At 65.7% G+C, this 12,083-nt stretch carries 17 protein-coding genes (1 of these 17 running past the window's edge); 3 read left to right on the top strand and 14 right to left on the bottom strand.

Translation table 11 applies throughout. The annotated features are described in order from the left end of the window. Positions 1-23 precede the first annotated feature (23 nt). Together hisH and hisB are read right to left on the bottom strand one after the other, a co-directional pair. A complete protein-coding gene (gene hisH / locus FK527_RS16015) occupies positions 24-692 on the bottom strand; it encodes an imidazole glycerol phosphate synthase subunit HisH (RefSeq protein WP_144735536.1) in 669 nt (222 codons plus the stop codon). A gap of 52 nt (positions 693-744) precedes the next feature. Further along, complete coding sequence (gene hisB / locus FK527_RS16010; protein WP_144735534.1) at positions 745-1,347, bottom strand: imidazoleglycerol-phosphate dehydratase HisB; 603 nt, start codon at positions 1,345-1,347, stop codon at positions 745-747. A 178-nt stretch (positions 1,348-1,525) separates the two neighbouring features. Here hisB and hisC point away from each other — a divergent pair, with 178 nt between their 5' ends. The 3 genes from hisC to FK527_RS15995 all read left to right on the top strand — a co-directional run bounded on the left by hisC (position 1,526) and on the right by FK527_RS15995 (position 3,405). Beyond that, a complete protein-coding gene (gene hisC / locus FK527_RS16005) occupies positions 1,526-2,599 on the top strand; it encodes a histidinol-phosphate transaminase (protein ID WP_144735532.1) in 1,074 nt (357 codons plus the stop codon). Between the two features lie 87 nt (positions 2,600-2,686). Beyond that, entirely contained in the window at positions 2,687-2,914 is a 228-nt protein-coding gene (locus FK527_RS16000) for a DUF4160 domain-containing protein (RefSeq protein WP_144735530.1), read from the top strand. Further along, a complete protein-coding gene (locus tag FK527_RS15995; RefSeq protein ID WP_144735528.1) occupies positions 2,911-3,405 on the top strand; it encodes a DUF2442 domain-containing protein in 495 nt (164 codons plus the stop codon). Before FK527_RS16000 ends, FK527_RS15995 begins: the two co-directional genes overlap by 4 nt. A 14-nt stretch (positions 3,406-3,419) precedes the next feature. Here FK527_RS15995 and hisD read toward each other — a convergent pair whose 3' ends face one another. From hisD to mlaE, 12 genes are all read right to left on the bottom strand, one after another. Beyond that, entirely contained in the window at positions 3,420-4,736 is a 1,317-nt protein-coding gene (gene hisD / locus FK527_RS15990) for a histidinol dehydrogenase (RefSeq protein ID WP_144735562.1), read from the bottom strand. Positions 4,737-4,741: 5 nt separating this feature from the next. Continuing rightward, complete coding sequence (hisG, locus tag FK527_RS15985) at positions 4,742-5,428, bottom strand: ATP phosphoribosyltransferase (protein WP_144735526.1); 687 nt, start codon at positions 5,426-5,428, stop codon at positions 4,742-4,744. Between the two features lie 44 nt (positions 5,429-5,472). Further along, positions 5,473-6,207, bottom strand: coding sequence for an MOSC domain-containing protein (locus FK527_RS15980; RefSeq protein WP_144735524.1), 735 nt, complete (start codon positions 6,205-6,207; stop codon positions 5,473-5,475). Between the two features lie 10 nt (positions 6,208-6,217). Next, positions 6,218-7,492: a UDP-N-acetylglucosamine 1-carboxyvinyltransferase gene (gene murA, locus FK527_RS15975; RefSeq protein ID WP_144735522.1), complete on the bottom strand. Its 1,275-nt coding sequence runs from the start codon at positions 7,490-7,492 to the stop codon at positions 6,218-6,220. Positions 7,493-7,577: 85 nt separating this feature from the next. Then, positions 7,578-7,823, bottom strand: a complete 246-nt coding sequence (locus FK527_RS15970; protein WP_144735520.1) for a BolA family protein — start codon at positions 7,821-7,823, stop codon at positions 7,578-7,580. Positions 7,824-7,838: 15 nt separating this feature from the next. Then, the gene (locus FK527_RS15965) at positions 7,839-8,594 is read right to left on the bottom strand and encodes an ABC transporter permease (protein WP_144735518.1); all 756 of its coding nucleotides are present in this window, start codon (positions 8,592-8,594) and stop codon (positions 7,839-7,841) included. Continuing rightward, positions 8,591-9,535 carry an ABC transporter ATP-binding protein gene (locus FK527_RS15960; RefSeq protein ID WP_144735516.1) on the bottom strand — a complete coding sequence of 315 codons (945 nt, stop codon included), beginning with the start codon at positions 9,533-9,535 and terminating at the stop codon, positions 8,591-8,593. The genes FK527_RS15965 and FK527_RS15960 overlap by 4 nt, the downstream gene beginning before the upstream one ends. 108 nt (positions 9,536-9,643) lie before the next feature. Further along, positions 9,644-9,916: an STAS domain-containing protein gene (locus tag FK527_RS15955; protein WP_144735560.1), complete on the bottom strand. Its 273-nt coding sequence runs from the start codon at positions 9,914-9,916 to the stop codon at positions 9,644-9,646. 52 nt (positions 9,917-9,968) lie between these two features. Then, complete coding sequence (locus FK527_RS15950; protein WP_144735514.1) at positions 9,969-10,607, bottom strand: MlaC/ttg2D family ABC transporter substrate-binding protein; 639 nt, start codon at positions 10,605-10,607, stop codon at positions 9,969-9,971. Between the two features lie 148 nt (positions 10,608-10,755). Continuing rightward, on the bottom strand, positions 10,756-11,490 hold the full coding sequence (locus tag FK527_RS15945; protein ID WP_144735512.1) for an MlaA family lipoprotein: 735 nt from the start codon (positions 11,488-11,490) through the stop codon (positions 10,756-10,758). Next, positions 11,487-11,975 (bottom strand): outer membrane lipid asymmetry maintenance protein MlaD, encoded by a 489-nt coding sequence (gene mlaD / locus FK527_RS15940; RefSeq protein ID WP_144735510.1) that lies wholly within the window; start codon positions 11,973-11,975, stop codon positions 11,487-11,489. The genes FK527_RS15945 and mlaD overlap by 4 nt, the downstream gene beginning before the upstream one ends. A 37-nt stretch (positions 11,976-12,012) precedes the next feature. Then, positions 12,013-12,083 carry the 3' portion of a lipid asymmetry maintenance ABC transporter permease subunit MlaE gene (gene mlaE, locus FK527_RS15935; RefSeq protein ID WP_144735508.1) on the bottom strand. It continues 712 nt past the right edge of the window, so only the last 71 of its 783 coding nucleotides appear in the window; the start codon falls outside the window, past its right edge; the stop codon is at positions 12,013-12,015.

Genomic DNA, 12,083 nt, shown 5'->3' with positions numbered 1-12,083 from the left:
AAAAGAAGGTGAAGAAGAAAAGCTCAAGGATTCCAGTGTAGGAAGTTGCGGTACAGCGCCAGGCCGTGCTGCGCGCTCTTTTCCGGGTGGAATTGCGTGGCAAAAATGTTATCGCGTGCGATGGCCGAGGCAAACAGGCTACCGTAGTCGGTTTCGCCCGCGCAGTGGCGCGCGTCCTGCGGCAGCGCGTAAAAGCTGTGCACGAAGTAAAAATAGCTTTCGTCGGGAATGCCGGCCCACAGCGGGTGCTTGCGGCCGCCCGGCGCCGTTTGGCGCACCTGGTTCCAGCCCATTTGCGGTACTTTGTAGCGGCTGCCGTCGGGCTGGCGCTGGCCCGCGAGCGCGAACTTGCGCACCACGCCTGGAATCAATCCTAAACCCGGCGTGTCGCCCTCCGCGCTGTGCTCGAGCAGCATTTGCATCCCCACGCAGACGCCGAACAGCGGCTTGCTGGCCGCGGCTTCGAGCACCGAGGCGCGCAGTCCCGAGTCTTGCAGCTCGCGCATGCAGTCGGGCATCGCGCCCTGGCCCGGCAGCACCACGCGCTGCGCCGCGCGCACTTCGTCGGGGCGCGCAGTGACGCGCACCGTCCAGCCGCTACCCTGCGCCGCCGCCTGCACGGCCTGCGACACCGAACGCAGGTTGCCCATGCCATAGTCCACCACGGCGACGGTGTTTGCTTTTATGTTCATAGCTGCTTACGCTGGTGTATCAAGCGCTAGAGGCCGATTTGGCTAAAAATTCTCAGAGCGCGCCCTTGGTCGAGGGAATGCTGCCCGCGGCGCGCGCGTCGTGCTCGAGCGCAGCGCGCAGCGCGCGCGCAAAGGCCTTGAAGATCGTCTCGCACTGGTGATGCGCGTTCACGCCCTTGAGGTTGTCGATGTGCAGCGTCACGCCCGCGTGGTTCACGAAGCCCTGGAAGAACTCGAACACCAGCTGCGTGTCGAGCTGGCCCAGCGTGGCGCGCGTGAACTGCACGTCCATGTGCAGGCCCGGGCGGCCCGAAAAATCGACCACCACGCGGCTCAGCGCCTCGTCGAGCGGCACGTAGGCGTGGCCGTAGCGGCGTATGCCCTTTTTGTCGCCCACCGCGCGCGCAACCGCCTGGCCCAGCGTGATGCCAATGTCCTCGACCGTGTGGTGTCCGTCGATGTGCAAATCGCCCTGGCAGGCGACGTGCAGGTCGATCAGGCCGTGGCGCGCGATCTGCTCGAGCATATGGTCCAAAAAGCCGATGCCGCTGTGCAGGCTCGACTGACCGCTGCCGTCGAGGTTCACGCGGACGGTGATTTGGGTTTCCAGGGTGCGGCGGGTGACTTCGGCTTGCCGCGGTTCGGGGCTGGTCATGCGAAAGGATCAAGAAAAAACCGGGCCATGATAGCATTCGAGCCCCATAAAATGGGCCTTTTCGGCGCTGGTTCGGGCCCATTCGTTGCGTGCAGACTGCAGCCCGCTGTGGCGGCCAAGCTGCAGGCGCCGCGGGTCGCAGCCCGGCCTCCCCCTCCACATTCTGCCTTTTCATTTCATGAGCCGCTATTGGAGCGCCGTCGTTCACGGCCTGACCCCCTATGTTCCAGGCGAGCAGCCCAAGCTGGCCGACCTCGTCAAGCTCAACACCAACGAGCATCCCTATGGCCCCTCGCCACGCGCACTCGAGGCCATACGCGCAGCCACCGACGACAGCCTGCGCCTGTACCCCGACCCGAACGCCGACGCGCTCAAGGCCGCGCTCGCGCAGCGCCACGGCGTGCAGGCGAACGAGGTCTTCGTCGGCAACGGCTCGGACGAAGTGCTCGCACACGCCTTCATGGCGCTGCTGCACCATGAGCGGCCGCTGCGGTTCCCGGACATCACGTATTCGTTCTACCCCGTGTATTGCCAGCTCTACGGCATCGCGCACCAGGCGGTGCCGCTCGCCGAGGACTTTGCGCTGCGCGCCGAGGACTACCTGCCGCGCGGCGCAGAACGCGCCGGCGCCATCGTTTTTGCCAACCCGAACGCGCCAACGGGCCGCCTGCTGGCGCTCGCCGACGTGGAGCGCATCGTCGCCGCGAACCCCGACGCCGTGGTGCTCGTCGATGAAGCCTACATCGACTTCGGTGGGCAAAGCGCCGTGCCGCTCGTGCAGCGTTACCCGAACCTGCTCGTGGTGCACACCTTTTCCAAGAGCCGCGCGCTCGCCGGCCTGCGCGTGGGCTACGCCATCGGGCAGGCGCCGCTGATCGAAGGGCTCGAGCGCGTGAAAAACAGCTTCAACTCCTACCCGCTCGACCGCCTGGCGCTGGCCGGTGCGCTGGCGTCGGTGCAGGACGAGGCGTATTTTCAAGAAAGCTGCCGCAAAGTCATCGCCACGCGCACGGCGCTGGTCGAGCGTCTGAGCGCGCTGGGCTTCGAGGTGCTGCCCTCGGCCGCCAACTTTATCTTCGCGCGCCACCCCCGGCACGACGCCGCGCAACTCGCCGCCAAACTGCGCGAGCGCGCCATCATCGTGCGCCACTTCAAACAGCCGCGCATCGCGCAGTTCCTGCGCATCACGATAGGGACGGATGCGCAGTGCGAGACGCTGGTGGAGGCGCTGCGGGAGATTTTGGCGGGGTGAGCTCTACGGGGTCGATGCTGGCGACCGCGTAGGCTGCGGCGATATTGCTTCTTGCGCTAGAGCAATCATTGCCCTACATTGTTGCGCATGCCCGTCCTGCAGCGTCTCGGAGATGTTCGGATTCTGATGTATCTGAGCGACCATCCGCCACCTCATGTTCACGTCAAGTTACGCGATGGGCGTGAGTGCACCGTCGATCTCGGCGACTTGCATGTCCAGGGGCGCGTTGCGGTGCGCGAAATCCGTGCAGCGCTGGCCTGGATCGAGGCGAACAAAGGCTTTTTGTGGGACGAATGGCAGAGGTGCAATCCATGAGCGAATACTTTTTCCCCCGGCTCATCACGGTCCAGGCCCTGGAGCCGTACCAACTGCGCACCACGTGGAGCACGGGCGAAACGCTGGAACTCGATGTGGGCGACATTCTGCGCAGGATTCCGGCACTTACCCCTATCCTCGATCCGCAAATGTTCGCACGCGCCCACGTGGCCGAGGGCGGGGGCGCCGTGGAGTGGCTGGACACCGAATTCGGCGCGGACAACGTCTATGCCTGGGCCAAGGAGCAAGCCGGGGAGGTCAGTCATGAAATGTTCGGCGATTGGATGCGCCGCAACGGCCTGTCGCTCGCCACGGCGGCCGAGGCGCTGGGCATCAGTCGGCGGATGGTGAGCTACTACCGCACGGCGCACAAAGCCATCCCGCGTGCCATTTGGCTGGCTTGCCTGGGGTGGGAAGCCACGCGGCCGCAGTCCAAGTCCCTTCCCCGTACCCTGCCCACGGCGCGCGAATACGCTGCGGCCCACGCCTGAGGCCCGCGCAAAAGTCACCCCACCCGCAGCCGCGCCGCCTCGGCATGCGCGTGCAGCCCTTCACCCTCGGCCAGCACCTGCGCGATGTGGCCGAGTTTTTGCGCGCCGGCTTGGCTGACGGCGATCAGGCTGCTGCGTTTTTGGAAGTCGTACACGCTCAAGGGGCCCGAAAAGCGCGCCGTGCCGCTCGTGGGCAGCACGTGGTTGGGGCCGGCGCAGTAGTCGCCCAGCGATTCACTGGTGTAGGCGCCCAGGAAGATCGCGCCGGCGTGCTTGAGCAGCGGCTCCCAGCGCTGCGGCTCGCGGCTGCTGACTTCGAGGTGCTCGGGTGCGATGCGGTTGGCGATCTCGCAGGCCTCTTGCATGCTGCGCGTGTGGATCAGCGCGCCGCGGTTCGTGAGGCTTTTGGCGATGATTTCGGCGCGCGGCATGCTGGGCAGCAGCCGGTCTATGGCGGCCTGCACGGCGTCGAGGTAGGCGGCGTCGGGGCTCAGCAAAATGGATTGCGCAAGCTCGTCGTGCTCGGCCTGGCTGAACAAGTCCATCGCCACCCAGTCGGGCGGCGTGCTGCCGTCGGCGAGCACCAGAATTTCCGACGGGCCGGCGATCATGTCGATGCCGACCTGGCCGAACACGTGCTTTTTCGCACTGGCCACATAGGCGTTGCCGGGGCCGGTGATCTTGTCCACCTTGGGGACGGTGGCGGTGCCGTAGGCGAGCGCGGCCACGGCCTGCGCGCCGCCGATGGTGAAGGCGCGCGTCACGCCCGCCACGTGCGCGGCGGCCAGCACCAGCGGGTTTTTGGCGCCGTGCGGCGTGGGCACGACCATGATGATCTCGCCCACGCCGGCCACGTGCGCGGGGATGGCGTTCATGAGCACGCTGCTCGGGTAGGCCGCCTTGCCGCCAGGCACGTAGATGCCCACGCGGTCGAGCGGCGTGACTTTCTGGCCCAGCAGGGTGCCGTCTTCGTCCACGTAGGTGGCGGTTTCGCCGCCTTGCTGCTTTTGCCAGGCGTGGTAGCGGCGGATGCGCGCGGCGGCTTGCTGCAGTGCGTCGCGCTGCGCGGCGGGCAGGGCGTCGAAGGCAGCCGCAAGTTCGCCTGCTTGCAGCTCCAGCGCGGTGAGGCTTTCGGTCTGCACGCCGTCGAAGCGCGCGGTGTAGTCGAGCACCGCTGCGTCGCCGCGCGCGCGCACATCGGCGAGGATGTCTTGGACGCGCTGCTCGATCGCGCCATCCTGCTCGGCGCTCCAGTGCAGGCGCGCCGAAAGTTTGGCGTCAAATTGGTCGTCAGCGCTTGATAGACGTGCGGGAGCAGCTCTGAAATCGATACTGCTCATGCAGCCTCCGGCGATGTGTAGTCGGTGCCCACGGCCCCTGCAAAGGCGTCGATGATGCGGCGCAGCGGCGCCTGCTTGAGCTTGAGCGCAGCCTGGTTGACCACGAGGCGCGCGCTGATGTCCATGATGCGCTCGACCTCGACCAGCTGGTTCGCCTTGAGCGTGTTGCCGGTGCTGACCAGATCGACGATGGCGTCGGCCAGGCCGGTGAGCGGCGCGAGTTCCATGCTGCCGTAGAGCTTGACCATATCGACGTGCACGCCCTTGGCGGCGAAGAATTCGCGCGCGATGGCGGGGTATTTGGTCGCCACCCTGAGCCGCGCGCCCTGGCGCACGGCCTGCGCGTAGTCGAAGTCGGCGCGCACGGCCACGCTCACGCGGCAGCGCGCGATGCGCAAGTCGAGCGGTTGGTACAGGCCCGTTCCCCGCAGGGAACCGTCCTGGTTCGCGCCGTGCTCGATCAGCGTGTCCTTGCCCGTCACGCCGAGGTCGGCGCCGCCGTATTCGACGTAAGTGGGTACGTCGGTCGCGCGCACCAGCACCACGCGCACGTCGGGCTGGTTCGTGGGCAGGATGAGTTTGCGCGACTTTTCCGGGTCTTCGAGCACCGTGATGCCCGCCGCGGCGAGCAGCGGCAGGGTTTCTTCGAAGATGCGTCCTTTGGACAGGGCGAGAGTGATCATGAAGACGGTTCCTGGATGGAATGTGAGGGCTCGCCGAGTTGCGGTCACGCAGCGGCGCTGGGCGCGGCTGGGCTGCCCCAGAGACGCTGCTCCCAGGATTCGGCTTGGCCGTGGGTGAGGCGCTGCGTGAACAGTTTGCGCCACGAAGGCGGCAGGGGCAGCGCCAGCACTTCGCGCAGAACGGCAGGAGCGCATACGCGTTCGCGGATGAGCGCGCCTATGCGCGCCAGCGGCCACGCGGGATACGGGCGTGCGAGTAGCCGCACCGCATCGCCTGCGCGCAGCGCGCCAGGCGCGAGCACGCGCAGGTACCAGCCGGTGCGGCCCGTGTCTTGCACACGGCGCGCCAAGTCGGGCACGCCGAAGCGGTCGTTGAGCTTCCAGCAAGGCTGGCGGCCCTGGCTGACGACAAAGCGCGCACTGCCGATCTGCCATTCGTCGCCCAGGCAGACCGTGGTTTCATCGAGCGCATCCACGCTCAGATTCTCGCCGAATGCTCCTGGCGTCTGCAGCAGGGGTGGCGCGCCCAGTTCGGCTTGCCACAGGGCGTAATGCGCCCAGGGATAGACATGCACGGCCTTGTCAGGCCCACCGTGCACGCGCCGGTCGCCTTGCTCGTCGCCTGCAAGCCCTGCAGCGTCTATGCGCACCGCCCCCGGCACAGGGCGTTTGTCTATGGCGCTGAAGCTGCCGGGCCGGCTGTAGGGCACGGAGCGGCCAGTGAGCACGGTGCGCACACGAGCGATCACGGGGGCATTGTCAGGTGCAGCAGCATGCATGGTCTGTCCTTCAGCGGATCCGCTCGATGTCGGCGCCCAGGCCGCGCAGTTTGGCCTCCATGCTGTCGTAGCCGCGGTCCAGGTGGTAGATGCGATCGACCAGCGTTTCGCCCGCGGCCACCAGGCCCGCGATCACCAGGCTGGCCGAGGCGCGCAGGTCGGTGGCCATCACGGTCGCGCCCGAGAGGCGCTGCGCGCCCTCGACCACGGCCACCTTGCCGTCGGTCTGGATGCGTGCACCCAGGCGCTGCAGTTCGTTCACGTGCATGAAGCGGTTTTCGAAAATGGTCTCGGCCACCGTCGCCGTGCCTTGCGCGATGCAGTCGAGCGCCATGAACTGCGCCTGCATGTCGGTCGGAAAGCCCGGGTATTCGGTGGTGCGAAAGCTCTGCGCCTTGAGCTGCGCGCCGCCCGCGCTCTGGATACGGATGCCGTCGGCCGCGGCCTCGACCCGGGCGCCGGCGTCGCGCAGCTTGTCGATCACGGCGTCGAGGTGGTCGGCGCGCCCGTGGCGCAGCAGCGCCTCGCCGCCCGTCGCCGCCACGGCGCACAAAAAGGTGCCGGCTTCGATGCGGTCGGCCACCACGTGGTGCGTGCAGCCGCGCAGCGCCTCGACGCCGCGGATGCGGATGCGGCTCGTGCCGTGGCCTTCGATCTGCGCGCCCATGGCGATCAGCATCTCGGCCAGGTCGGTGACTTCGGGCTCCTGCGCGGCGTTTTCGAGCACCGTCTCGCCCTCGGCCAGCGTCGCGGCCATGAGCAGGTTCTCGGTGCCGGTCACCGTGACCATGTCCGTGGTGATGCGCGCGCCGTGCAGCCGCTGGTGGCCCGGCTGCAGTTTGGCGATGATGTAGCCATGCTCGACCACGATGTGCGCGCCCATGGCCTGCAGGCCCTTGATGTGCTGATCGACGGGGCGCGAGCCTATGGCGCAGCCGCCCGGCAGCGACACCGTGGCTTCGCCAAAGCGCGCGAGCAGCGGGCCCAGCGCGAGCACCGAGGCGCGCATGGTCTTGACCAGGTCGTAAGGCGCCTCGGGCGCGATCGGCCCTGCGGCGTGAAAGCTCATGCCGCCACGTGCGCCGTGCGTTTCGGTGCGCACGCCCATGTTGTCGAGCAGCCGGCGCATGGTGGCCACGTCCTGCAGGCGCGGCACGTTGAGCAGGTGCACGGGCTCGGCCGTGAGCAGCGCCGCGCACATCTCGGGCAGGGCGGCGTTCTTCGCGCCGGAGATGGGCACTTCACCCTGCAGACGCCGCCCGCCGCGGATCAGGAGTTTGTCCATGCGAATTGCAAAAAATATGAATGAAATAGGCCTCTAGCGCAGATGTATCAAGCGCAAGAAGCTATCAATGCGAGAGTATTGAGGCTCAGCCGTGGCTTTGCTGCGCCCATTCGGCGGGCGTGTAGGTCTTCATCGACAGCGCATGCACCTCGTCCGTGTGGATTTTGCTGCCCAGCGTGGCATACACGCGCTGGTGGCGCTGGATGGGGCGCAGGCCCTCGAAGGCGGGCGAGACGATGGTGGCAAACCAGTGGCGGCCATCGCCTTCGAGCGCGATGTGCTCGCAGGGCAGCTGGGCGGCGATCAGGGCTTTGAGTTCGTCGGCGGTCATGGTGCGTTCAGCAAGTCAGTAGCGGATTTTGTAGCCCGTGCGCAGCAGGTGGATGGCCAGCGCGCTCACGAGCAGCCAGGCCGTGCCCACGATGCCCAGGCTGAGCCAGGGCGAGACGTCGCTCTGCCCGAAAAAGCCATAGCGGAAGCCGTCGATCATGTAGAAAAACGGATTCAGGTGGCTCACCTGTTGCCAAAACGGCGGCAGCGAGTGGATCGAGTAGAACACGCCCGAAAGGAAGGTCATGGGCATGACGATGAAGTTCTGGAACACCGCCATCTGGTCGAACTTGTCGGCCCACAGCCCCGCGATCAGCCCCAGCGTGCCCAACAGCGCCGCCCCGAGCAGCGCGAACACGCCGATCCACACGGGGGCGGAAAACTCTGGCTGCGCAAACACCAGCGTGCAGACGAACACACCCAGCCCCACCACCAGCCCGCGCACCACCGACGAGCCCACGTAGGCCACGAACCAGGCCCAGTGCGACAGCGGCGTGAGCAGGATAAACACCAGGTTGCCCATGATCTTGCTTTGCACCAGGCTCGACGAGCTGTTGGCAAAGGCGTTTTGCAGCAGGCTCATCATCACGAGGCCGGGTATCAAAAAGGCGGTGTAGCTCAGACGGTCGTAGACGCGCACGTGGTTTTCGAGCACGTGGCTGAAGATCAGCAGGTACAGCACGGCCGTGAGCACCGGCGCCGCCACGGTCTGGAAGCCCACCTTCCAAAAACGCAGCACTTCTTTGTAAAACAGGGTTTGCCAGCCAGTCATGCCGCCACCTCGGTGCGCTCGACGGGCTTGCTGGAGGGCGTTGCCGTCGTCATCAGTTGCAAAAACACGTCCTCAAGGTCGGGGCGGCGGATTTCGAGGTCTTGCACATCGACGTGCGCGCTGCGCAGGGTGGCGAGGTGGCGCTCGATCTCGAGTGCATCGTGCGCGGGCAGCTGCACGATGCGGCCCGTCACACGCGCCAGCGCGGCGAGCTCGGCAGGCAAGGCAGAGCTCGTCTTGAACTGCAGCACGTTGCCCGAAACCGTCTTGAGCAGCGCGCTCGTGCGGTCGAGCGCCACCACCTGCCCGGCCTTGAGCATGGCAATGCGCCCGCACAGGGCCTCGGCTTCTTCGAGGTAGTGCGTGGTCAGCAGCACCGTGTGGCCTTCCTGGTTCAGGCGCGCGATGAACTGCCACAGCGTCTGGCGCAGTTCCACATCGACGCCCGCAGTCGGCTCGTCGAGCACGATGATGGGCGGGCGGTGCACCAGCGCCAGCGCCACGAGCACGCGCCGCTTCATGCCCCCCGAGAGCTGGCGCATGTTGGCCTGCGCCTTGTCCGCGAGGCCCAGGTTGTAGAGCAGCTCGTCGATCCAGGCGTCGTTGTGGCGGATGCCGAAGTACCCCGACTGAAAGCGCAGGGCCTCACGCACGCTGAAAAACGGATCGAACACGAGCTCCTGCGGCACCACGCCGAGCTTGCGCCGGGCCGCGGCAAATTCGCTTTGTGTGTCGCTGCCCTGCACGAGCACGCGCCCGCTGCTGGCGCGCGCGAGCCCCGCGAGAATGCTGATGAGCGTGGTCTTGCCCGCCCCATTGGGGCCGAGCAGGCCGAAGAATTCGCCTTCTTCGATGTCGAAGCTGACTTTATCGAGGGCTTGAAAGGGGCCTTTGGCCGTGGCAAAGGTTTTGGAGACGGCTTGGAAGGAGACGGCGGGCATAAGGGCGGGGGATTTTACGACCGCAGCAGCGCCGCTGCGGGCGAAAAGAAATTGGCAGCCGGCGCGCCAGCAGCAAGAGGTATCGGGGCAGGAACGCAGGCCACGTGCTCAGGCAGCGGCTGGCAACAAGCCATCCACACCGTAGAGCTTGGACATGCCCACGAGTGCCTGCGGCAGGTCTTTGACCGCAAAGGTCTTGTGCTCGCCCAGCGCCTCACGCCGGCATTCGAGCAGCACGGCCAGCGCCGAGGTGTCGAATGCCGTGAGTGCGCTCGCGTCCACCACCACCTGCGGCGCGGTGACCTTTTTCAGGCTTTGCTCGAGCATGCGCAGGCAGGCGCTGGCTTCGCGGTGCGTGAGCGTGGCGGGCAGCACCAGCACCGGCGCCGCGCCCGGTGACGCGCCATCGGTTCCGTTGGCGCGCAACGCAGCCTCAGCTCTTGGCGGCGGCTTCATTGCTCTTGTTGCGGGCGGCCAGCGCCTCAATCAAGCCATCGATGCCGCGGGCGTTGATTTCCTGCGCAAACTGGGTGCGGTAGGTTTCCACCATCCACACGCCCATGACGTTGAGGTTGTAAATGCGCCAGCCCGTGGGGGTTTTCTCGAGACGGTAGTCGAGCTGGATCGGGTCGCCATGTCCGATGATCTCGGTGCGCACCAGCACGTCCTTGTCTTCGGGCGCGGCGCGCAAGGGTTTTACGCGCACGGTTTCGTCGTTAACCTGCGTCAGTGCACCGGCATAAGTGCGCACCAGCAAAATTTTGAATTCATCCTGCAGGCGCTGCTGCTGCTCAGGGGTGGCCTTGCGCCAGGCGGGGCCCACGGCGGCAGCCATCATGCGGCGGAAATTCACATGCGGCATGATCACCTTGTCCACCAAGGCGATGATGCGGTTGATGTTTCCGGAGCGAATGGTTTTGTCGGTGCGTAGGGTTTCGAGCACCTCGTTGGAGAGGCGCTGCACCATCGCATCGGGGGCTTCGTCGGCGGCTGCAGCCATGCCGGCTCCCGCCCAGGCCATGGAGCTGGTACACAGCAGCAAGGCCATGCGGCTGAAATGGCGTCGGTTCATTACGGGCTTCCTTTCATCGGCACGATTTTGTTTTTGGGCTGGACTTACGCAAACAAGGATGCAGCGAGGTGTTTTGCCATGGGGCGAACGCCTTGCCCAACCCCGATTTGCGTAAGTCGTGTTGGGCCATCGCAAGGGTGGCGTGCGATCATTCTTCGGGTTCGGGCGGCAAGCGCCCTTCATCGGCATTGCCCGCATCCGCCCCTGGTTTCTGCGCGCGTTGGGCGCGCATTTGCAGATAGGCGTCGCGCGTGAAGCTGTATTTGTCGAGCGCCGCGCCTTCGAGCACGTTGCCGGCGGTGAGCAGGCTCGCGCGCGTATCCACGATGCGCAGCGCATACAGCATGTTCCGGTCGGATACAGGGTCCACCTGGCGCGCGAGGTCGCCATACCAGTCGGCGGGCAGTCCTGCCGTGTCGCGCACCGTCGAGGGGCCCAAGAACGGCAGCACCAGATACGGCCCCGAAGGCACGCCCCAGCGCGCCAGCGTCAGGCCGAAGTCCTGTTTGCTGCGCTCTATGCGCATCTCGGACGCAATGTCCAGAACGCCACCCAAGCCGAAGAAAGTATTCACATTGAATCGCACCAGGCTGTTGAGCGCCGGTTCGGCGCGCAGCTGCAGGACGTTGTTCACGAACGACCAAGCGTCACCGAGGTTGGCGAAAAAGTTGTTCACGCCAGTGCGCACCGGCGAGGGCAGTACCTCGGTATACGCCGTGGCCACGGGCTTGAGTACCGCCTTGTCCACGGTTTCATTGAACGAGGTCATGCCACGGTTGAACGGCTCGAGCGGATCGCGCGGATCAGCCGTGGGGCCCGTGGCGCAGCCTGCAAGAGAACAAAAGCCTATGGCCAGAGCGGCACAGCGTAGTGTTGGTGTCATTTTTTTGCCCCTGCGTCCGATGCCGAGCCACTGTCTGCGGCCTTGCTGTAGAGGAATTGCCCGAGCAGGTTTTCGAGCACGATCGCGGATTGCGTGGCCGTGAGGGTGTCGCCAGCTGCCAAATTCTGCTCGTCGGCGCCCGGCTCTATGCCCACATACTGCTCGCCGAGCAAACCGCTCGTGAGGATTTTCAAGGAGCTGTCCTTGGGAAAGGCATAGCGCTTTTCGAGCTCCAGCGTCACTTTCGCCTGGTAGGTTTTGTCGTCGAAGGCTATCGCCACCACCTTTCCCACCGTGACCCCGGCACTCTTGACGGCGGCCTTAGGTTTGAGCGTGCCGATGTTGTCGAACTTGGCCGTGACCTGGTAGCCGGTCTGGAAGTTCAGGCTCAACAAATTCCCCGCCTGCAGCGCCAGAAACACCAGCGCCGCAGCACCGAGCATGACGAAAAAACCGACCCACATATCGTTTTTCGAGTGTTGCATACCTTTCGTCTTTCTTTTTTGGAGTAGTCCAAGGCCTTCAGATGCTGAACATCACGGCGGTCAGCAGGAAGTCCAGCCCCAGTACGGCCAGCGAAGCCATGACCACGG

This window comes from Extensimonas perlucida (assembly GCF_007655255.1).
Lineage (GTDB): Bacteria > Pseudomonadota > Gammaproteobacteria > Burkholderiales > Burkholderiaceae_C > Extensimonas > Extensimonas perlucida.
This window is presented reverse-complemented; position numbering and strand designations above follow the sequence as displayed.

What these genes read in the sequence shown, in the direction of transcription:
- FK527_RS15995 (WP_144735528.1), top strand. Translation starts at nt 2,911, where the DNA reads ATGAGCGAATACTTTTTCCCCCGGCTCATCACGGTCCAGGCCCTGGAG.
- FK527_RS15980 (WP_144735524.1), bottom strand. Translation starts at nt 6,207, where the DNA reads ATGCATGCTGCTGCACCTGACAATGCCCCCGTGATCGCTCGTGTGCGC.
- hisC (WP_144735532.1), top strand. Translation starts at nt 1,526, where the DNA reads ATGAGCCGCTATTGGAGCGCCGTCGTTCACGGCCTGACCCCCTATGTT.
- murA (WP_144735522.1), bottom strand. Translation starts at nt 7,492, where the DNA reads ATGGACAAACTCCTGATCCGCGGCGGGCGGCGTCTGCAGGGTGAAGTG.
- FK527_RS16000 (WP_144735530.1), top strand. Translation starts at nt 2,687, where the DNA reads ATGCCCGTCCTGCAGCGTCTCGGAGATGTTCGGATTCTGATGTATCTG.
- hisH (WP_144735536.1), bottom strand. Translation starts at nt 692, where the DNA reads ATGAACATAAAAGCAAACACCGTCGCCGTGGTGGACTATGGCATGGGC.
- FK527_RS15960 (WP_144735516.1), bottom strand. Translation starts at nt 9,535, where the DNA reads ATGCCCGCCGTCTCCTTCCAAGCCGTCTCCAAAACCTTTGCCACGGCC.
- FK527_RS15965 (WP_144735518.1), bottom strand. Translation starts at nt 8,594, where the DNA reads ATGACTGGCTGGCAAACCCTGTTTTACAAAGAAGTGCTGCGTTTTTGG.
- hisG (WP_144735526.1), bottom strand. Translation starts at nt 5,428, where the DNA reads ATGATCACTCTCGCCCTGTCCAAAGGACGCATCTTCGAAGAAACCCTG.
- FK527_RS15970 (WP_144735520.1), bottom strand. Translation starts at nt 7,823, where the DNA reads ATGACCGCCGACGAACTCAAAGCCCTGATCGCCGCCCAGCTGCCCTGC.
- mlaD (WP_144735510.1), bottom strand. Translation starts at nt 11,975, where the DNA reads ATGCAACACTCGAAAAACGATATGTGGGTCGGTTTTTTCGTCATGCTC.
- hisB (WP_144735534.1), bottom strand. Translation starts at nt 1,347, where the DNA reads ATGACCAGCCCCGAACCGCGGCAAGCCGAAGTCACCCGCCGCACCCTG.
- FK527_RS15950 (WP_144735514.1), bottom strand. Translation starts at nt 10,607, where the DNA reads ATGAACCGACGCCATTTCAGCCGCATGGCCTTGCTGCTGTGTACCAGC.
- FK527_RS15945 (WP_144735512.1), bottom strand. Translation starts at nt 11,490, where the DNA reads ATGACACCAACACTACGCTGTGCCGCTCTGGCCATAGGCTTTTGTTCT.